This window comes from Streptosporangium fragile, from assembly GCF_039534445.1.
In the GTDB taxonomy this organism is placed as follows: Bacteria; Actinomycetota; Actinomycetes; order Streptosporangiales; family Streptosporangiaceae; genus Streptosporangium; species Streptosporangium fragile.
Genome location: NZ_BAAAVI010000004.1, coordinates 197,809 through 217,765, shown reverse-complemented (window position 1 = coordinate 217,765; position 19,957 = coordinate 197,809). Strand labels below are relative to the sequence as shown.

The following is a 19,957-nucleotide window of genomic DNA, read 5'->3' as shown; positions in this document are numbered from 1 at the left end:
CCACCGGACGCGGCCGGAAGAACCGCCGGAAGGCCGCGTGGCCGCGTCCGCCCCGGCCTGCCCCGCGCGGCAGGTCACGTTTTCACTTCTTGACCCCGGGATTTGTATCCTTCAGAACATGGCCAAGAAGCCCGAAGACTCAGAGCGCCCGGGGCGCATCAAGCAGCTCCGCATGATCGCGCAGATCATCAAGCAGGCCAACCCCAAGGGGATGCCGATCGTCTACGCCTCGGCGCTCGGCACGCTGGCGGTGTGCGTCGTGATCGGGCTGGTCACCGGCTGGATCTGGTACCTGCTGTTCATCGGGATCATGCTGGCCATGACCGTCGGCCTGGTCGTCTTCGGCCAGCTCGCGCAGAAGGCGCAGTACTCCATGCTGCACGGCCAGGTCGGCGCCGCCGCCGCGATCCTGCAGGGCATGCGCGGCAACTGGCAGGTCACCCCCGCCGTCGCCGTCACCCGCGACCAGGACGTCGTGCACCGCGTGGTCGGCTACCCCGGCGTCATCCTCGTCTCCGAGGGGCCGGGCAACCGCGTGCAGAAGATGCTCGTGGCCGAGAAGAAGCGCGTCCAGCGGATCGCCCTGGACGTCCCCGTCTACGACATCCAGTCCGGTGACGGCGACGGGCAGGTCCCGCTGGCCAAGCTGCAGCGTCATCTGATGAAGCTGCCCCGCAACCTCAAGAAGCCCGCGGTCTACGAGATCAACAACCGGCTCAAGGCTCTGCCGCAGACGCTGCCGATGCCCAAGGGCCCGCTCCCGCGTGGGGCGCGGATGCCCCGGCCGAAGATCCGTTGATGAGCCTCGCCGGAGTCGGCCGCCACGGCGTCGACGCGGCGGTCACCTCCCGGGCCAACCGCGGCTGGTGGGACGGCGCCGCCGACGAGTACCAGGCGGAGCACGGCGCGTTCCTGCGTGACTCCGGCTTCGTCTGGTGCCCCGAGGGCCTGGACGAGGCCGACGCCCGACTGCTGGGCGACGTCGCGGGCAAGGACGTCCTGGAGATCGGCTGCGGCGCCGGGCAGTGCGGGCGGTGGCTGACCGGACAGGGCGCCAGGGTGGCCGCCTTCGACCTGTCCTTCCGCCAGCTCCAGCACTCCCGGCGGATCGACCTCGACACCGGCTCCTCGCTCCCGGTGGTCCAGGCCGACGCCGAGTCCCTGCCGTTCGCCGACGGCTCGTTCGACCTGGCCTGCTCGGCGTTCGGCGCGCTGCCGTTCGTGGCCGACGCCGGCGCCGTGCTGGCCGAGGCCCGCCGGGTGCTGCGCCCGGGGGGCCTGCTGGTCTTCTCGGTGAGCCACCCGATCCGCTGGGCCTTCCCCGACGACCCGGGCCCCGCCGGGCTGACCGCCGACCGGTCCTACTTCGACCGGTCGCCGTACGTGGAGATCGGCGACGACGGGCGGCCCTCCTATGTCGAGCACCACCGCACGCTCGGTGACTGGATCGGGCTCATCACCGGGGCCGGGCTGGTGCCGCGGGGCCTGGTCGAGCCGGAGTGGCCGAGCGGCCACGAGCGCGAGTGGGGCGGCTGGAGCCCGCTGCGCGGCCGTCACCTGCCCGGCACCGCGATCTTCACCTGCGCGCGGTAGGCGCCCGGTTCCCGTCCGGTCCCGCCGCCCGCGGCGCCGTCCGCCCCGTACACCGGACCGCCCGGCGCGGCCCGTCCGTACGGGAGCCCGCGCGTGCGGCGGCCGGCCTCGTGCGGAGACCCGCCCGGCGCGGCCCGCCCGGGTCGCGGCTCCGCTCAGAGGCGCACGACCACCGTGTTCGCGGCGCGGTCGTGCAGGCCCCGCTGGTCGCGGTCCCAGATGAGGGCGGGCACGGCCAGGCAGAGCAGGAACGTGCGCACCAGCACGGGGACGAACCGGGGGGCGCCTCCGTCGAGCGCGGCGACCCGGATGCCCATCAGGCGCATCCCGAAGGTCATGCCCATGGTGCCCACCAGCAGGAGATACTCGACCGCGAGGATCAGAACCGGGGCCCAGGGCGCCCTGGTCGGGTCGATCCCCAGCAGCCCCCGGGCGATCGCCCAGGTGCAGATCAGCCAGTCGATCAGGATGGCGCCGATCCTGCGGCCGAACCGGGCCACCGAGCCGCTGCCCTCCTCGGGCAGCCCGAGCCGCTCGCCCGGGTAGCCCAGGTCGATCCCGGCCGACCTGACGCCGCCGAGCCATGTCTGGGTCCAACGGGGCTGCTGCTTGCTGCTCATGACCTCAACGGTAGCCGCCCGGGGGCTCGCTCTCGCATCCGCCCGAACCGGGCCGTTACCCGGTTCCGCCCCGGACAGTGGATCATGTATGCCGAGTCTTCCTTCCGCGTCGCGTCTCCCTGCGACAACGCCCCCTCGGAGTCCCCCGATGCCTGACATGGATGACATCGACGCGCGCTTCCAAGCGCTCACCGCCCAGATCGACGAGCGCGAACGTCGCCGGATGAGCAGGGCCGCCGCGCGGTGGCAGCCGCGCTCGCCCCACGGCGGGCGCCGCCGGAGGCGGTGGGTCCCGGCGGTCGCCGCGGTCGCCCTGATGGCGGGCGCCGGGGTGCTCGTCGCCTACCGGCCCGACGTCGCCGACCGGATCCGCGCCGTCGTCTCGGAACGCCTCGCGGACCCCGGCACCGCCCCGGTCTTCGAGGCGACCGCTCCCGCGGACGGGGAAGGGAACAGGGAAGAAGGGGAAGCGGAGACGGAACCGGTGAAAGCCTCTCCCTTCGACGGCTCGCCCGCCGCGCAGTACGCCGACGGCGTGAAGGGGCTGGTGACGCCGCCGGCCAGGGCGATGGGCGGGCTGAGCCGCAAGGAGGTGGCGGCCGCCCTGCGGCAGGCGAAGGATCTTCTGGCGGTCGCGCACCTGGATCGGAAGGTGCTGATGGGCGGCAGGCCCATGAAGCTGATCGGTCTCCTGGATCCCGAGCAGCGCACGTGGTCCGTCAAGAACCTCGACCGCCGGGGCGCACGCGAGGGCGGTAGCCGAAACCGGGTCACCAGCCTGAAGCCCGGGAGCGCGGAGCTCATCAGCACGACTTTCAAGGTGGACGGCGAGACCCGGCTGTCCACCTTTCGCGAGGACGGCGTGCGGGGCGTCCGGGTGAAGGTCAACTACCTGTTCGTGTACGCGATCCAGCGGCCCGGAAGGCCGGAGACCCGGACGAGGCTCGTCGCGCACAGCGTCGGCGCGGTGGACGCCTGGCGGGACCGCGGCCGGCTGCGCTTCTGGATCACCCGCTGGAACGACGGAGGCGTCGCCCCGGCGCGGTGCGGCACCAAGGACGGCTTCGTGCACCCCTTCTACCCGGATTCGAAGATCAGCGAGAACGACCCGAAGGCGACCGGCCCCGCGGTGGACCCGTACTCCCGCAAGGAGAACGAGGAGCGGGGAGAGTGCTCGCGCCTGAAGTCCGATACGTGAGACCTGGACGACCTGGCACGTGAAACTCGGGCAAAGAAGGTCCATTTCACCTTGCCCGAGCCAGCTCGGCGACTAGCGTGAAGGCGGCTCTCCCTTAACACGGGTGAAACAAACGAGACACGGGGCGGAAACGGCTCAGACGTAGCTTCAGTCTGATAGCCCGTGCCCCATGGGAGGTTCGCGTGTTCAACTCCGCCGACGACGTCCTGAAGTTCATAAAGGACGAAGGGGTGCAGTTCGTTGACGTCAGGTTCACCGACCTGCCGGGGACGACGCACCACTTCACCTTCCCCGCGGAGAACTTCGGAGCCGGCGTCTTCACCGACGGTCTCATGTTCGACGGGTCGTCGATCCGTGGCTTCCAGGCCATCCACGAGTCGGACATGCTCCTGCTGCCCGACCCGTCGACGGCCGTGCTCGACCCCTTCCGCCAGCACAAGACGCTCAACCTCAACTTCTTCGTGCACGACCCGCTGACGGGTGAGGCCTACAGCCGCGACCCGCGCAACGTCGCCCGCAAGGCGGAGGAGTATCTCAAGGGCACCGGCATCGCCGACACGGTCTACTTCGGCCCCGAGGCCGAGTTCTACATCTTCGACGACGTCCGTTTCGAGACCAGCGCGCACTCCAGCTACTACCACATCGACTCCATCGAGGGCGCCTGGAACACCGGCAAGGCCCAGGAGGGCGGCAACCTCGGTTACAAGCCGCGCTTCAAGGGCGGCTACTTCCCGGTCCCGCCGATGGACCACTTCACCGACCTGCGCTCGGAGATGGTCCGCAAGCTCATCGGCGCGGGCATCGACGTCGAGATGCAGCACCACGAGGTGGGCACGGCCGGGCAGGCGGAGATCGACTTCCGCTTCAACACGCTGCTCAAGGCCGCCGACACCCTGATGCTGTACAAGTACATCGTCAAGAGCACGGCCCTGGAGCACGGCCACACGGTCACCTTCATGCCCAAGCCGATCTTCGGTGACAACGGTTCCGGCATGCACTGCCACCAGTCCCTCTGGAAGGACGGCGAGCCGCTCTTCTACGACGAGGTCGGCTACGCGGGCCTGTCCGACACCGCCCGCTACTACATCGGCGGCCTGCTCAAGCACGCCCCGTCGCTGCTGGCCTTCACCAACCCGACGGTCAACTCCTACCACCGCCTGGTGCCCGGCTACGAGGCCCCGGTCAACCTGGTCTACTCCCAGCGCAACCGCTCGGCGTGCATCCGCATCCCGATCACGGGTTCCAACCCGAAGGCCAAGCGCATCGAGTTCCGCGTGCCGGACCCGTCGTGCAACCCGTACTTCGCCTTCGCCGCCCAGCTCATGGCCGGCATCGACGGCATCCGCAACAAGATCGAGCCGGTCGAGCCGGTCGACAAGGACCTCTACGAGCTTCCCCCGGAGGAGGCCCGCAACATCCCGCAGGTCCCGGGCACGCTCGCCGAGGTGCTCAACGCGCTTGAGGCCGACCACGAGTACCTGCTGGAGGGCGGCGTCTTCACGCCGGACCTGATCGAGACCTGGATCTCCTACAAGCGCGAGAACGAGATCGACCCGATCCGCCTGCGCCCGCACCCGCACGAGTTCGAGCTGTACTACGACGTGTGACGCCGCAGCCCCGGACGTGGCCCCGACTGCGGGCGCGTCCGGGGCGCCGGAGTCTCCCGGAGGCCATCGGCCCGCCGTCCGTCCAGGACGCGGCCGGTGGCCTTTCGCGTGCGCCCCGCCGCCGCTCCGTACGAGTTCACACACCCCCTGAAGTGCGAAAGCCTTTTTTTAGGGAAAAGAGCGAAAAATCCGCTTGAAGGTGTCGAACTTCTGGAGTGGTGATATATGGCGGGTCTCGCGGGGCCGATCGCGGTCGGCGTCGAGGAGGAGTTCCATGTCGTCGATCTCGAGACCCGGCATCTCGTCCCACGGGCCGGCGTCCTGCTGGAGCAGTTACCGGCGGACCGGTTCACCCACGAGCTGCAGCGTTCGGTGGTGGAGGCCAACAGCAGGCCGTTCGTGCGGCTGGAGGACCTCGGGCACGACCTGACCGCGCTGCGCCGCACGGTGATCCAGGCGGCCGACGGGCTGGGCCTGGGGATCGCGGCGGCCGGAAGCGTGCCGCTGGTGGACCTGGAGGCGCTGAAGATCTCCCCGGACGCCCGCTACGAGCAGATGCTCGCCGACTACCAGCTGCTCACCCGCGAGCAGCTGATCTGCGGGGCCCAGGTGCACGCCGAGGTCGAGGACCGGGACCTCGCCGTCGCCGTCGCCCACCGCCTGGCCCCGTGGCTGCCCCCGCTGCTCGCGCTGAGCTCCAGCTCTCCGTACTGGCTGGGGGCCGACAGCGGGTACGCCAGCTACCGCCCGCTCATCTGGCAGCGCTGGCCCACCGCCGGGCCCGTGGCCGCCTTCGAGTCGGCCGCCGAGTACGACCGGGTGGTCGACGAGCTGGTGCGCTCGGGTGTGATCACGGATCCCGGCATGATCTACTTCGACATCCGGCCCTCGGCGCACGTCCCCACCGTCGAGCTGCGGATATGCGACGCCTGCCCCCGCGTGAGCGACGTCGTGCTGATAGCCGGGCTGTTCCGGGCGCTGGTGGCCCGGGAGCTGGAGGCGGTCCGCAACGGGCCGGGCCGCTCGGTCCGGCTGGAGATGGTCCGCGCGGCAACGTGGCGGGCGGCGCGCTCCGGGCTGGAGGGCGATCTCGTCGATCCGGTCGGGGGCGTCCCGCGGCCGGCCGCCGAGGTGATCGGGCGGATGGTGGACGGCCTGCGCCCGCAACTGGAGGAGTTCTCCGACTGGGAACTCGTCACGTCCCTGACCCGGGAGGCGCTGGCGCGGGGCAGTTCCTCGGCCCGCCAGCGGCAGGCGTTCGCCCGGGGCGGGCGGTTGGCCGACGTGGTCGACCTCGTCCTCGCCGAGACACGGTCCGCGGACGGGGAGACCGCCTTCGGCAGGCCGGCCCCGCGGATGCGCACCGGCCTGCTCGACGGCTACGACGTCCCGGGCGACGAGGTGATCATCGAGGGCACGGTGCGCGAGCCCTACCGGCCGGTCCTGCGGGTCCTCGACCGCCTGGGCGCCGACGGCCTGCGCGAGCGGGAGCGCCGCCGCGACCGCCACCAGCGTGAGAACGGCATGACCTTCCAGGTGGAGGACGAGAAGGAGGGCCGGATCTTCCCGTTCGATCTGGTCCCGCGACTGGTCCCGGCCGACGAGTGGGCCGGGATCCGGCAGGCGCTGCCGCAGCGGGTACGCGCGCTGGAGGCGTTCCTGCACGATGTGTACGGCGAGCGCCAGGTCGTCGGCGACGGCGTGATCCCCACCTGGGTGGTCGAGGAGTCCCCCGGCTACCGGGAGGCCGGGCGGCGGGTGCCGTCCGGCACGGTGCGCTGCGTCGTGGCCGGGCTCGACCTGGTCCGGGACGACGTCGGCCGGTGGGCGGTGCTGGAGGACAACCTGCGGGTGCCCTCGGGCATCGGGTACGCCGTGGCCAACCGGCGCCTGGCGGCCGAGGTCCTGCCCGAGCTCGTCCCCGGTGCGGGGTTCGCCGAGCCGCGGGAGGCCCTGCGGACGCTGCGGGAGGCGCTGCTGGCCGCGGGCGCGGGTGACCGGACCATCGCCGTGGTCTCCGCGGGGCCGGGTGACTCCGCCTACTACGAGCACCGGCTGCTCGCCGAGGAGATGGGGGCGGTCCTGGCCGGTCCGGCCGACCTGACCGTCAGGAACGGGCACGTCGAGGCCGCCGGCCGCCGGATCGACGTGCTCTACCGCCGGATCGACGAGGACGACCTGCTCGCGGCGCCTGCCGGACGGGCCGTCCTGGACGCCGTCGGGCGCTCCGCGCTCGTCCTGGCCAACGCGCCGGGCAACGGCGTGGCCGACGACAAGTGCCTGTACCGGTACGTGCCCCGGCTCATCGAGTACTACCTGGGCGAGCGGCCGCTGATCGACAACGTCACCACCTACCTGTGCCGGGACCCCGACGACCGCGAGCAGGTGCTGGACCGGCTGGCGGAGCTGGTGGTCAAGCCGGTGGACGGGTTCGGCGGGCAGGACGTGGTCGTCGGCCCCGACGCCTCCCGTGAGGAGCTCCGCGAGGTCCGCGACAGGATTCTCGCCTCGCCCGACCGGTGGGTCGCCCAGGAGACGGTCCGGCTCTCGACCCATCCGGCCTTCGACGGGGAGCGCCTGCGCCCGCGCGTCGTCGACCTGCGGGCCTTCGTCTGCTTCGGGGAGACGGCGACCGTGCCTCCGGCCGCGCTGACCCGCGTCGCGCCGGCCGGCAGCATGATCGTCAACTCCTCCCAGGGCGGGGGCGCCAAGGACACGTGGATTCCGGGGGATGAGCCATGTGCGGACTGAGCGGTGAGATCCGGTTCGACGGACGGGCGGCCGACATCGGCGCCGTGGGCCGGATGACCGACGCGATGCGCGACCGCGGCCCCGACGGGTCGGGCCTGTGGTCGCTGGGACCGGTGGCCCTCGGCCACCGGCGCCTGAAGATCATCGACCTGTCGGAGAAGGCCGCCCAGCCGATGGTGGACAGCGCCCTCGGCCTGGCGGCGGTGTTCAACGGCTGCCTGTACAACTACCGGGAGCTGCGCGAGGAGCTGCGCGGCGAGGGGTACCGCTTCTTCTCCACCTCCGACACCGAGGTGCTGGTGAAGGCCTTCCACCGCTGGGGGCCGGACTGCGTCGGCCGGTTCACGGGCATGTTCGCCTTCGCCGTCGTCGAGCGGGACACCGGCCGGCTGACGCTCGGCCGGGACCGGCTGGGCATCAAGCCGATGTACGTGGCCCGGACCGCCGGTCGGCTGCGGTTCGCCTCGACGCTGCCGGCACTGCTGGCGGGCGGGGAGGTGGACACCGGCATCGACCGGGTGGCCCTGCACCACTACATGACCTTCCACTCGGTGGTGCCGGCCGAGCGCACGATCCTCACCGGCGTGCGGAAACTCCCTCCGGCCACCGTGCGCACCGTCGAGGCCGACGGCACGGTCACCGACCGCCGCTACTGGGAGCCGCCCCACACCCGCTCGGCCCTGCCAGAGTATGCCGGGCTGACCCCCGGCGAGTGGCGCGAGGCCGTGCTGGACCGGCTGCGCGTGGCCGTACGCAGACGCATGGTCGCGGACGTCCCCGTGGGCGTACTGCTCTCCGGCGGCCTGGACTCCAGCATGATCGTCGCGCTGCTGGCCGAGGAGGGCCAGGCGGGGCTGTCGACCTTCAGCATCGGGTTCCCCGCGGCGGGTGGAGAGTCCGGGGACGAGTTCGCCTACTCCGACCTCGTCGCCGAACGTTTCGGCACCGACCACCACCGCATCCTCATCGACGACGGGCGCCTGCTGCCCGCCCTGGAGCGCGCGGTGGGGGCGATGAGCGAGCCGATGGTGAGCCATGACTGCGTCGCCTTCCACCTGCTGTCGCAGGAGGTCTCCCGGCACGTCAAGGTCGTGCAGTCCGGCCAGGGCGCCGACGAGGTGTTCGCCGGCTACAGCTGGTACCCGCCGCTGGCCGGCGTGCCGCGCGAGGAGGCCGCCGCCACGTACGCCAGGGAGTTCTTCGACCGCCCGCACGACGCCCTGGCCGGGATCCTGACGCCCGACCACCTGGTGGACGAGGACGTCAGCGGCGCGTTCGTCCGGCGCCACCTGGCGGCGCCCGGCGCCGACACCGCCCTCGACGCGGTGCTCCGCCTGGACACCTCCGTCATGCTCGTCGACGACCCCGTCAAGCGCGTGGACAACATGACGATGGCCTACGGGCTGGAGGCCCGGACTCCGTTCCTCGACCACGAGCTGGTCGAGCTGGCGGCGGCCTGCCCTCCCGAGCTCAAACTCGCCCACGGCGGCAAGGGGGTCCTGAAGGACGCCTCCCGCAAGCTGCTGCCCGCCGAGGTCGTCGACCGGCCCAAGGGGTACTTCCCGGTGCCCGCCATCCGGCACATCCACGGGCCCTTCCTGGAGCTCGTCCGCGACGCGCTGACCGGCCGGGCCGCGCGGTCCCGCGGCCTGTTCGACCGGACGTACGTGGACAGGCTGCTCGCGGCGCCCGACGAGCACCGGACGACTCTGGGCGCCAACGCGCTGTGGCAGGTTGGACTCCTGGAGCTGTGGTTGCAAACCCAAGGAATCTGACGCGAGGAATCTGATGACGGAGATCATCGGCGCCCGGTCCCGCCCGCCGGTGGAGACGGGTCTCACCGCCTGGAGCTGCTGGGCGCCCGCCCTGGCGCCCGGCGCGAGCGCCGTCGCCTTCGTCAGCGACAGGGACGGCTCACCGCGCGTCTGGATCCGGCCTCTCGGCGAGGACGCGGAAGCGCGGCCGGTCGACACCGGCCCGGAACCCGTCGCGGACGTGAGCTGGTCTCCCGGCGGCGGACGGCTGGCCGTCCTCGTCGTGCCGGGCGGCGGAGAGCACACGCAGGTCTGGACGGTCCGGCCGGACGGCGGCGACCTGCGCCCGCTGGCCGCGCCCGAGGGCGGGTCGGCGTCGTTCGTGCGCTGGACCGGGCGGGGCGACGTCCTCCTCGTCGCCGAGGTCTCCGCGTCGGGCCGGACCGAGGCGGTGCTGGTCGACGCGGGCTCCGGCGGCCGGGAGGTGGTCGCGGCCGGATCGCTGACGTACCCGGCGTCGGTGAGCGGCGACCACGGGCGGATACTGCTGCGGCGCGGCCCGCGCGGCGTCCGGCGCATGTATCTGGCGGACCTCCCTGCGGGCCCTCCCACCGGCCGCCCCGTGGACCTTCTCCCGGGCCTGGCCGCGGCTCCTCCCGCGAGCCTTCCCCCGGACGCGCCGGCCGGCCCGCGGCGGGGCTCCGCCCCCGGTGCCTCCGGCCCGCCGGGGGAGCACGCGGGAGACACTCCGGGCGGCGGGGAGCGCCCGCTGCTGGCGGGGCTGCCCGGCTCCACCGACCACGGCGTCCTCTCCCCCGACGGGACGACCACCTATCTGCTGTCCGACGCCGGCCGCGACCGGGCCGCGCTCGTCGCGGTGGGCGATGACGGCCGGGCGACCGTGCTGGCCGAGCGCCCGGACGCCGAACTGGACCGGTTCGCGCTGAGCGCCGACGGCCGCCGCGCCGTCCTGGTCTGGAACGAGGACGGCCGGTCCGGGCTGGAGGTGGTCGAGACGGGCACCGGCGTGGCACGCGCGCTCCCGCCTCCCCCCGCCGAGGTGGTGTCCTCGATCAGGCTGTCCCCGGACGGCGGCCTGGCCGTGCTGGCGGCCGAGGGGCCCGGTCATCCCTCCCACGTCCTGCTGTGCGACCTGGCGACCGGCCGTTACCGGCGGGTCGCCGGGACCGGGCGGATCACCGCGGAGACCGGGACGGAACTGGTGCGCTTTCCCGCGCGTGACGGCACGGAGCTGACCGCCTGGCTCCACCCGGTGCCGGGTGTCCGGGCTCCGGCGCCCTTCGTCGTCTACCTGCACGGCGGCCCGGAGAGCCAGGAACGGCCCACGTTCAACCCGCTGTTCCGGAGCCTGCTGGCCGCCGGGATCGGGGTGCTCGCGCCGAACGTCCGCGGCTCGACCGGGTTCGGGCGGGCCTTCCGCGACGCCGACAACCACGCCCTCCGCTTCCGCGCGATCGACGACGTCGCCGACTGCGCCGCCGAACTGGTGCGGCGCGGCGCCGCCGACCCGGCCCGGATCGCCTGCATGGGACGGTCGTACGGCGGCTACCTGACGCTGGCCGCCCTCGTCACCCACCCCGGCCTCTTCCGGGCCGGGGTCGACGTCTGCGGGATCGCCGACTTCGCGACCTTCTACGAGCGGACCGAGCCGTGGATCGCCGCGGCGGCCGTCAGCGAGTACGGCCACCCCGCCGTCGACCGCGACCTGCTGCGGGCCCTGTCCCCCCTGCACTCCTTCGACCGGCTGGCCGCGCCGCTGCTGGTCGTGCACGGCGCCCGGGACACCAACGTCCCGGTCCACGAGGCCGAGCAGGTGGTCCGGGCGGCCCGGGCCCGCGGGGTCTCCTGCGACTACCTGCTGTTCGAGGACGAGGGGCACGAGATCCGGCGGACCGCCAACCGGGTGGCCTTCGTCAGGAACGTCGTCGGGTGGCTCGACCGGCACCTGGTCGCCCCCGCCCCTGGGTGACGCCGCCGGCCGGAGCGTACGGGATCGGCTCCGCCGGGCCCGGACCTGTCGGACACAGAGGTTGAGCTGCGCGTCAAGCCATACAAAAGTGCGTTACAACCGCTCTCCCCTATCAATGGTGCTCACCAGACCGGTCCCGGAGAGAAGGGGGGAGGCCGCCCCCGTGCGGTCGCACCGTGAACGTCCGGACGAGCGAGAGCGCGCGCCAGTGATGGTTTGGGCAGAATGGCGCTGACTTACGGCATTGGATCGGGGGTGGGCGTGGCCGGGATCTCCTCGAGGGAGAGGCGGCGTCAGGACGTTCCCGGCGGTCACCGGAGCGCGTCCGGCGAGCACCGGAGCGTTTTCAACGGTCGGCGAGAGACGTCCGGGGCGCCCGGGAGGATTCTCCGGGGCCCCCGTGTTCCCGCGGCGGCGATCACACTCCTGGTGATCCTCGTCGCCGCCGGCGCCTCGGTCCCGACCCGGCCCGCCGCCCTCAACCGGATCACCGCCATCGCGTACGCGATCCAGGCCGGGCAGCACCAGCCGGGCTGGTCCGGCGGGGAGATCCCGTACTCGTGGGGCGGCGGCCACGACGAGGCCCCCGGCCCGTCCTTCGGCACCTGCCAGGGCTACCGGGGCGCGATCCAGCCCTGCCCGGCCACCCGCACCCGGGGCCTCGACTGCTCGGGGTTCGCCCGCTGGGTCTACCATCTCGCCTACGGGCGGGACGTGCTGGGGCCGGGCAACACCGACGACCACGTCAGAAGGCTCACGATGATCCCCGCCGCGGCGGCCCGGCCGGGGGACCTCGTGTTCTACGGCAGGGTCGGGAAGGACGAGGTCAGCACTCACCATGTCGGCGTCTACGTCGGCCGGGGCAGAATGATCAATGCCCTGAGGACCGGGACCGAGATCCGGACGGATCCCGTAACGGTCATCGAGGACCTCGCCGGATACTTCCGTTATCTGTAACACCTGTAGGAGAGAAATGCGCCTGGGCGTCATGTTCGACCGCGACCTTCCCCCCGAGTCGCTCATCCCCTTCTGCCGCCATCTGGACGCGACCGAGGTGGAGGACGTCTGGGTGGTGGAGGACCTCGGCTGGACCGGGGGCATCTCGTCGGCGGCCACAGCGCTCGCCGTCACCGAGCGGCTCCGCGTCGGCATCGGCATCGCCCCGGCGCCGCTGCGCAACCCCGCCCTGCTGGCCATGGAGTTCGGCAACCTGGCCCGCGTGCACCCGCACCGGCTCGCGGCCGGCATCGGGCACGGGGTCCAAGACTGGATGCGCCGGGCCGGCGCCCTCCCGCCCTCCCCGCTGGCGCTCCTGGAGGAGACGATCTCGGCGGTACGCGGGCTGCTGCGCGGTGAGACGGTCACGCTCCGGGGCCGGGCCGTGCACCTGGACGGCATCAGCCTGGTGCACCCGCCCGCCGACCCGCCGCCGGTCCTGGCCGGGGTGGTACGGCCCCGCTCGCTGGAGCTGTCGGGGCGGGTGGCGCAGGGCACGATCCTGCCCGAGGGCGTCGGCCCCGACCGGATCCGGGACGCCCGGAAGGTCATCGGCGAGGACGGTCACGAACTGGTGGTCTTCACCAACCTCTACCTGGGCGAGGACCCCTCCGTCGGCGCCGCCCTCGCGGCGGGCACGGCCGAGTTCCTCGGCATCTCCCCCGAGCAGATCACCCAGGCGGTGGGCACCCCCGAGGCCGCGGCCGACGTGGTCAGGTCGCTGTGGGAGGCGGGGGCCGACACGGTGGCGGTCCGCCCGTTCGGGCCCGATCCGCTGCCCCAGGTCGACCTGCTCCTGGCCGAGCTCCGCTGACCGCACCGGCCGACCGGCGTCCGCGGCTACGGGCGGTGGCCCCGGACGCCGGTCAGCCGGCGCAGCACGTCCCACCAGAACGACGCCCCGAACAGCAACGCGACCACGGTGATCAGGTAGCCGGGCCAGTGCCCCGGGGTGGTCAGCCGGTCCCACCAGGCGGCGCCGTTCCAGCGGAAGGACGGGTCGCCGGAGCCGTCGGGCGGGATCTCGATGCTCACGACGGCGTGGTCGAAGATCTTCACCAGCGCCGGGGAGCTGAGGGCCTCGGTCACGCACGCGTACGGCTCGGCGGGACCGTTCTCACCGCCGGCGCACCTGTCCCGCAGCGCGGCGTAGCCGTCCTGGCCGCCGCCGGCGAGGGCGGTCACCCCGGCGCGGTAGGCGTTGTCGCGCAGCAGGGTCTTGGCGTACTCCAGCGAGTCCATGCTGAACAGCAGCGTCAGCACCACGCCCAGCGCGAACACCACCCACTTGACGTAGCGGGCGTACAGCGAGGACAGGCGCTGCATCTCGCCGTCGAACCAGTTCTCCACCCCTTGGCGGAACTTCTGCATGTCCCGCTGGGCGCCCTCCCAGACGCCCCTGAGGTGCCCGGCCAGCGGGCTGCGGATGGCCTCCAGCTTGGCGAGCAGGCCCTCGACGCCGCCGTCCTCGGCGGCGACCAGCTCCATCACCGCGCCGGAGAACCGCTCGGGCGGGATGTACGCGATGCTGGTGCGGGCTCCCTTGGGGTGGTCGATCTCCTGGATCCGTTCGTACAGCCGGGCGGTCATGTCGACCGGCGGCGCGGGCGCGGTGACGGGTGCCCCGGCGGCGCCCGCCCTGGCGAGCACCGCGACGGCCTCCTGGGCGGCCTCGGCCTCGGCGGGGTCGACGGGCATCGGCTCGACCACGGCGGGCGCCGGGTCGGGACTGTGCGCCGGGCGCGGATCCCGCCGGGAGAAGGGAAGCTTGGCGAAGACGTCGGCCACCTTCGACGGTATCCACGACCCGCCGTCTTCGGAGCCGCCGTCCATCGTGTCCCGGAGATAGGCCCACAGGAACTTGCTGCGGATCCCGAGCAGCCGGACGAAACCCTCGTTGACCCCGCTCACCAGGAGCGACAGGAGGAGGAAGGCGAGGATCAGGCCGATGGCGAGGTCAAGGTAAACGGATATCAAAAGGATCACCCGGACCGTTGATACACGCCCGCCCCGGACGGCGCAACGCGATCCCGGAAAACAGGCCGATCCCGATGCCCCGGTGCCGCCGAACGCCCGGTTCCTTTGGTTCCCCTGATTCCCCTGGTTCCCTCGATTCCTTCGGTGCCGCCCGGCGCCTCCGGGCATCGGGCGCCCCCTTCCGGACACCGCCCGATGCCTCCGGACGCCACCCGGTGCTCCGCGGGACCTCCCCGGGGCGGGCTCGCGTCACGGCCCCTGACGGACCCACCCGGCGATCGGTCGCACGGGCGGGCCCGTCCGGCGGACCCGCGGCGCGGGTCAGCCGTCGTAGAACACGCGCTCCACGACCCGGCGGGCGCGGCGCGTGGCGCGGCGGTAGTCGTCCACGAAGTCCTCCGTGCCGTCGGGCGGGTAACCGAGGGCACGGGAGATGAGCATGCGCTCGCGGGGGTCCACCGGAATGGAGTCGGCGGCCCGGCCCCGGACCAGCATGATGGCGTCGCGGATGCGGGAGGCGAACCGCCAGGCGTCGGCGAGCACGGCCTCGTCCGCCTCGGCGAGCAGGCCCTCCCCCACGGCCGCGCTCAGCGCCTCCAGGGTCCGCGTGGTCCGCAGCGACGGCAGGCGCCCGGCGTGCCGGAGCTGGAGCAGCTGGGCCACCCACTCGACGTCGGACAGCCCGCCGGGGCCGAGCTTGGTGTGCAGGGCGGGGTCGGCGCCACGGGGCAGGCGCTCGGCCTCCATCCGCGCCTTGAGCTTGCGGATCTGCAGCACGGCGGCGTCGGAGATGCCCTCGGCCGGGTAGCGGAGCGGGTCGGCGAGGTGGAGCAGGCCGACGCCGAGTTCGGCGTCCCCCGCGGAGAACCGGGCGCGCAGCAACGCCTGGGACTCCCACGGCGACGACCACCGCTCGTAGTAGGCGGCGTAGGAGGCCAAGGTGCGCACCAACGGCCCCTGGCGGCCCTCCGGGCGCAGGTCCGGGTCGATGAGCAGCGGCGGGTCGGGGGCGGGCAGGGCCAGCAGGCGGCGCAGCTCGTTGGCCACCGCGAAGGCCGCCTCGGTGGCCTCGCGCTCCGGTACGCCGTCCAGCGGCGAGTGCACGAACATCACGTCGGCGTCGCTGCCGTAGGAGGACTCGATCCCGCCCAGGCGACCCATGGCGATCACCGCGAACCTGGTGCCCAGCGGGCCGCGACGCTCCATCTCGACCTTGCCGACCGCGGCGTCGAGCGCGGCCTGGATCGTCACGTCGTTGAGCCCGGACAGCGCCTGGCCGACCTCCTCGATGCCGATGATCCCGGAGAGGTCGGCGACGGCGGTGCGCAGCAGCTCCCGGCGGCGCAGGCCGCGCACCGCGGTCACCGCGCTCTCCGCCTCGCCGGGGTGGCGGCCGACGATGGTCCGCGCCTCCGTCAGCAGCGCCTCGGCGGGCCGGGGGACGAGCTCGGTGTCGGAGCCGAACATCGAGACCGCCTCGGGCGCGTTCATCAGCAGCCCGGTCACGTAACGGCTGGTGCCGAGCATCCGGGCGAGCCGGGAGGCCACGGCGGTCTCGTCGCGCAGCAGCCGCAGATACCAGGGGGTGGCGCCGAGCTTGTCGGAGACCTGGCGGAAACCGAGCAGTCCGGTGTCGGGATCGGGCGCGTCGGCGAACCAGCCGAGCATGACCGGCAGCAGGGTCCGCTGGATCGCCGCGCGGCGCGACACGCCGCTGGTCAGCGCGCTGATGTGGCGCAGCGCCCCACCCGGGTCCGCGTACCCGAGCGCCTCCAGGCGGGCCTTGGCCGCGGCGGTGGACAGCCGGTCCTCCGACTCGGGCAGCCGGGCCACGGCCTGCAGCAGCGGCCGGTAGAACAGCTTCTCGTGCAGGCGTCGCGCCTCCATGGCGTGCCGCCGCCACCGGGTGGTGAACTCCCCCACCGGGTCGGAGGTCATGCCGAGGCTCCGGCCGAGACGGCGCAGGTCGGCGGTGTCCTCGGGCACCACGTGCGTGCGGCGGAGCCGGTGCAGCTGGATGAGGTGCTCGACCTGGCGCAGGAACGTGTAGGCCTCGGCGAGCGCCTTGGCGTCGTCCCTGCCCACGTAGCCGCCCCGGGAGAGCGCGGCCAGCGCGGGGAGCGTGGCACGCCGGCGCAGCAGCGGGTCGAGGCGTCCGTGGACGAGCTGGAGCAGTTGGACGGCGAACTCGATGTCGCGCAGCCCGCCGGGACCGAGCTTGAGCTGGCGCTCCGCCTCCCCGGCCCTGATGTGGGCCTCAACCCGGCGGCGCATGGCCTGAACGTCCTCGACGAACTTCTCGCGGGTGGCGGCCTGCCAGACCATCTCGTTCATCGTGTCGACGTACTGCCCGCCGAGCTCGGCGTCGCCGGCGACCGGCCGGGCCTTCAGCAGCGCCTGGAACTCCCAGGTCTTGGCCCAGCGCCGGTAGTACGCCTGGTGGCTGGCGAGGGTGCGGACCAGCGGCCCCGCCTTGCCCTCCGGGCGCAACGCCGCGTCGACCTGCCACAGCGACCCCTCGGGGGTGCTCGCGGAGCAGGCGCGCATCATGCCCTGGGCCAGGCGGGTGGCGAGCTGGACCGCCCGGTGCTCGTCGACGGTCCCGTCCGGGCCCTCGCGCGGCTCGGCCACGAAGACGACGTCGACGTCGCTGATGTAGTTGAGCTCGCGCGCCCCGCACTTGCCCATGCCGATGACGGCCAGCCGCACCGCGCCCGCCTCAGGGTGCTGGGAGCGGGCGATGGCGAGTCCCGCCTCCAGCGCGGCCGCGGCCAGGTCGGACAGCTCGGCGGTGACCTCGGACAGCGAGGCGGCGCCGGTGACGTCCCGTGCGGCCAGGTGGAGCAGGCGGCCCCGGTAGGCCACGCGCAGCGCGGACAGGGTGGCGGTGGAGCCGTCCGCGGCCACCGGCTCCGCGTCGTCGGGCTCGGCGCCGACCGCGAGCAGCAGCTGCGCGCGGAGTTCCGCCTCCGTCGGGCGTTCCACGGCCGACGCCCCGCCGAGCAGGGGCCAGTGCTCCGGATGCCTGACGACGTGGTCGCCGAGCGCGGCGCTGACCCCGAAGACGCCGAGCAGCCGGGCGCGGAGGCCGGGGTCGGAGCGGAGCGCTCCGAGGACGCTGGGATCCCGCTCGGCCAGCCGGTTCAGCGAGGTCAGTGCCAGGTCCGGATCGGCCGTGCCGACCAGCGCGTCGAGCAGCGCGATATCCCCCACGGCCTCGGGCCCCAGCTCGTCGAGCAGGCGCTCGGCCCTGGCCCCGTCGGCGAACCCGAGCCGGGCCAGCCGGCCGGCGGTCGTCTGCATCCGGGGCACGGTGTCCACCGACCCTCCCTCGTCTTCGATCACACGCACGGGTGCCCTCCCCACATTCCTACCCCGAGCGATCAAAGGTGCACGTTTCCGGCGATCCTATGCACCTGGGTCCCCGGCGGCCGGGCGGGATCGACGTGGCGCCTCCGCACCGGATTCCCGCCCCCGGCTCGCGCCCCAGGCATCCGGAGCGTCGCCGCACAGGCTAATCCGGAAACCGCACGGCGTCGTTAGCGGGTCCGGACCGTAATCAGACGATTACGATTTACCGCTGGAGTCGCCGCTAGAGCTGACTGAGCCTGGACAGGAGCTTGAAGAGCCAGACGAAGGGCCGCAGGATCCAGCCGAGGAACCGCAGGACCGGGCGGAAGGGCCGCAGGATCCAGCGGGAGAACCTCCTCAGCACCTGGGCGAATCTCTCGACGCTCTCCAGGAAGTACAGCGAGCGCAGGATCCAGCACCAACCGCGGTGCCCGTCGATCCGATAGGCCACGAACCCGAACAGGACGAGCGAGAGCACCAGCCCCATGACGATGACGAAGAGCAGCGGCCCCTCGAAGAGGGCGCCGATCCCCCCCAGCGCCGCAGCCAGCACCCACTGGATCAGCAGGCCACCGATGAACCAGTCCATGCCGCCCACCGACTGCACCTGAAGCGCGAAACACATCTCCCGGGTCCGGCACGCGTCGGGCAGGGAGGTGTCGAGCGGCACCTTGCCGGGTTCCGGCGGCGGTTCGGGGCCTTCTCTCCGGCTCAGCGGGTGAATCTCGTCACTCATGCCACCGTTCTAACAGCGCCGCCTTGGATCTCACTGACCGGTCACTTGTCACCGGCGGTCCCGCCGGGAGCCTGTCCTCGCGTCCGCAGGCAGCGCAGGAACGAGGAGGCGAGTTTCCGAGGACTGAATACGTTGGCGAGGTCCAGCGATCGCAGGATCCGGCACCAGCCCCGATGACCCTCGTTCCGGTAGACCACGAGCCCGAAAAAGATCACCAGGAGCGCCTCGCCGGGGAACACCACGAGCATCAGGGGCCCGGGCCACTGGAAGCACTGCGCGCTCAGCGCCGCGTACCCCGCCCACCCCGCGAACAGGTTCGACAAGTGGAGGGGCATGCCGCCCTTTTCCCGGATGTAGTGGGCCAGGCACATCTCCTGGTGCGAGCACACGTCCTGCAGGGAGGTGTTGAGCGGGGGAGGCGGGTGCTTGCGAAGGCGGCGGCGTTCCCGTCGGGTCATCGGGCGCCCCCGTCGCCGCGAGGGACGGGTCTCATCACTCACACCATCGGTCTAACGGGAGCGCCTTGGATCTCAATGGTCGATCACTTGCCGCCCGTCTCCCGTCCCCCCGGTGGCCGCCCGGTTCGCCCACCACCAGGTCCGCTCACCGCCCGGCTCACCCACGGCCCGGCTCACCCGCCGCTCACCACGCGGGCGAACGCCCGCGCCAGCGGCCGCCAGGCGCCGACGAGACGTTCCTCCGCCTCCTTCACCCGGGTGTTGAGGTCGTCGACGGAGTGCCCAAGGTCGCTCAGGTGGTCGGCCGACCCGGCCGTCCAGTCGGCGAAGATGTCCGGGGTGGCCTCCGGATGGAACTGCACCGCCCAGGCCCGCTCCCCCAGCCGGTAGGCCTGGTTGGGGTACGGGTCCCCGGTGGCCAGCGGCACCGCGTCCGGAGGGAGCTCCGTCATCGCGTCGCGGTGGTACTGCACGGCCGGGGCGGGGTCCAGCCCGGCGAACAGCGGATCGGTCTCCGCGGCGGGCAGCGGGACGATCTCGGTCGCCCCGACCTCAAGGCCGTGCCCGCCACGCTCTACGGCGCCCCCGCAGGCGAGCGTCATGAGCTGGGCGCCCAGGCAGATCCCCAGCGTCGGCACGCCTTCCTCGACGGACGCGCGGATCAGGTCGCGGGTGGCGGGCAGCCAGGGGTACTGCTCGTCCTCCCAGGCGGCCGCCTCGCCACCGAGGACGATCAGCCCGTCCGCGGCGCGGCCGGGCACGGTCTCACCCAGGTACGGCCGGATGACCTCGCATGTCGCGCCGGAGTCCGCCAGCCATCCGGCGAAGAATCCCAGCCCGGCCCCTGCCTCGTGCTCGATGACGGTAATTCTCATGCAATGAATTATGGGCGGAAACAGGACATGCTCCCGCGCCGGGGTCCGTCG

General features: G+C 72.8%; 15 protein-coding genes. 9 read left to right on the top strand and 6 right to left on the bottom strand.

Annotated features, from left to right (window positions below):
* Window positions 1-118: 118 nt before the first annotated feature.
* Window positions 119-799, top strand: a complete 681-nt coding sequence (locus ABD841_RS04715; protein WP_344968205.1) for a DUF4191 domain-containing protein — start codon at window positions 119-121, stop codon at window positions 797-799.
* Complete coding sequence (locus ABD841_RS04710) at window positions 799-1,593, top strand: class I SAM-dependent methyltransferase (RefSeq protein ID WP_344968203.1); 795 nt, start codon at window positions 799-801, stop codon at window positions 1,591-1,593. The genes ABD841_RS04715 and ABD841_RS04710 overlap by 1 nt, the downstream gene beginning before the upstream one ends.
* A 155-nt stretch (window positions 1,594-1,748) precedes the next feature.
* Here ABD841_RS04710 and ABD841_RS04705 read toward each other — a convergent pair whose 3' ends face one another.
* Window positions 1,749-2,213, bottom strand: coding sequence for an RDD family protein (locus ABD841_RS04705; RefSeq protein WP_344968201.1), 465 nt, complete (start codon window positions 2,211-2,213; stop codon window positions 1,749-1,751).
* 148 nt (window positions 2,214-2,361) lie between these two features.
* On the opposite strand from ABD841_RS04705, the gene ABD841_RS04700 reads away from it, so the two are divergent.
* The 7 genes from ABD841_RS04700 to ABD841_RS04670 all read left to right on the top strand — a co-directional run bounded on the left by ABD841_RS04700 (window position 2,362) and on the right by ABD841_RS04670 (window position 13,323).
* Window positions 2,362-3,411: a hypothetical protein gene (locus ABD841_RS04700; RefSeq protein WP_344968199.1), complete on the top strand. Its 1,050-nt coding sequence runs from the start codon at window positions 2,362-2,364 to the stop codon at window positions 3,409-3,411.
* Between the two features lie 182 nt (window positions 3,412-3,593).
* On the top strand, window positions 3,594-5,018 hold the full coding sequence (gene glnA, locus ABD841_RS04695; RefSeq protein ID WP_344968197.1) for a type I glutamate--ammonia ligase: 1,425 nt from the start codon (window positions 3,594-3,596) through the stop codon (window positions 5,016-5,018).
* Window positions 5,019-5,243: 225 nt separating this feature from the next.
* Window positions 5,244-7,769: a glutamate--cysteine ligase gene (locus tag ABD841_RS04690; protein WP_344968195.1), complete on the top strand. Its 2,526-nt coding sequence runs from the start codon at window positions 5,244-5,246 to the stop codon at window positions 7,767-7,769.
* Window positions 7,757-9,544 (top strand): N-acetylglutaminylglutamine amidotransferase, encoded by a 1,788-nt coding sequence (locus ABD841_RS04685; RefSeq protein ID WP_344968193.1) that lies wholly within the window; start codon window positions 7,757-7,759, stop codon window positions 9,542-9,544. The genes ABD841_RS04690 and ABD841_RS04685 overlap by 13 nt, the downstream gene beginning before the upstream one ends.
* A gap of 13 nt (window positions 9,545-9,557) precedes the next feature.
* Window positions 9,558-11,513, top strand: a complete 1,956-nt coding sequence (locus tag ABD841_RS04680) for a S9 family peptidase (RefSeq protein WP_344968191.1) — start codon at window positions 9,558-9,560, stop codon at window positions 11,511-11,513.
* A gap of 429 nt (window positions 11,514-11,942) precedes the next feature.
* Entirely contained in the window at window positions 11,943-12,470 is a 528-nt protein-coding gene (locus ABD841_RS04675) for a C40 family peptidase (protein WP_344968189.1), read from the top strand.
* A 16-nt stretch (window positions 12,471-12,486) separates the two neighbouring features.
* Window positions 12,487-13,323, top strand: coding sequence for an LLM class flavin-dependent oxidoreductase (locus tag ABD841_RS04670; RefSeq protein ID WP_344968187.1), 837 nt, complete (start codon window positions 12,487-12,489; stop codon window positions 13,321-13,323).
* Window positions 13,324-13,349: 26 nt separating this feature from the next.
* Here the strand turns inward: ABD841_RS04670 and ABD841_RS04665 are convergent, their stop codons facing one another.
* From ABD841_RS04665 to ABD841_RS04645, 5 genes are all read right to left on the bottom strand, one after another.
* Entirely contained in the window at window positions 13,350-14,495 is a 1,146-nt protein-coding gene (locus tag ABD841_RS04665; protein ID WP_344968185.1) for a hypothetical protein, read from the bottom strand.
* A gap of 312 nt (window positions 14,496-14,807) precedes the next feature.
* A complete protein-coding gene (locus tag ABD841_RS04660) occupies window positions 14,808-17,789 on the bottom strand; it encodes a bifunctional [glutamine synthetase] adenylyltransferase/[glutamine synthetase]-adenylyl-L-tyrosine phosphorylase (protein ID WP_344968228.1) in 2,982 nt (993 codons plus the stop codon).
* A gap of 289 nt (window positions 17,790-18,078) precedes the next feature.
* Window positions 18,079-18,573 carry a hypothetical protein gene (locus ABD841_RS04655; RefSeq protein WP_344968183.1) on the bottom strand — a complete coding sequence of 165 codons (495 nt, stop codon included), beginning with the start codon at window positions 18,571-18,573 and terminating at the stop codon, window positions 18,079-18,081.
* Window positions 18,574-18,614: 41 nt separating this feature from the next.
* Window positions 18,615-19,031 (bottom strand): hypothetical protein, encoded by a 417-nt coding sequence (locus ABD841_RS04650; protein ID WP_344968181.1) that lies wholly within the window; start codon window positions 19,029-19,031, stop codon window positions 18,615-18,617.
* 173 nt (window positions 19,032-19,204) lie between these two features.
* Complete coding sequence (locus ABD841_RS04645; RefSeq protein WP_344968179.1) at window positions 19,205-19,906, bottom strand: type 1 glutamine amidotransferase; 702 nt, start codon at window positions 19,904-19,906, stop codon at window positions 19,205-19,207.
* Between the last annotated feature and the right edge of the window lie 51 nt (window positions 19,907-19,957).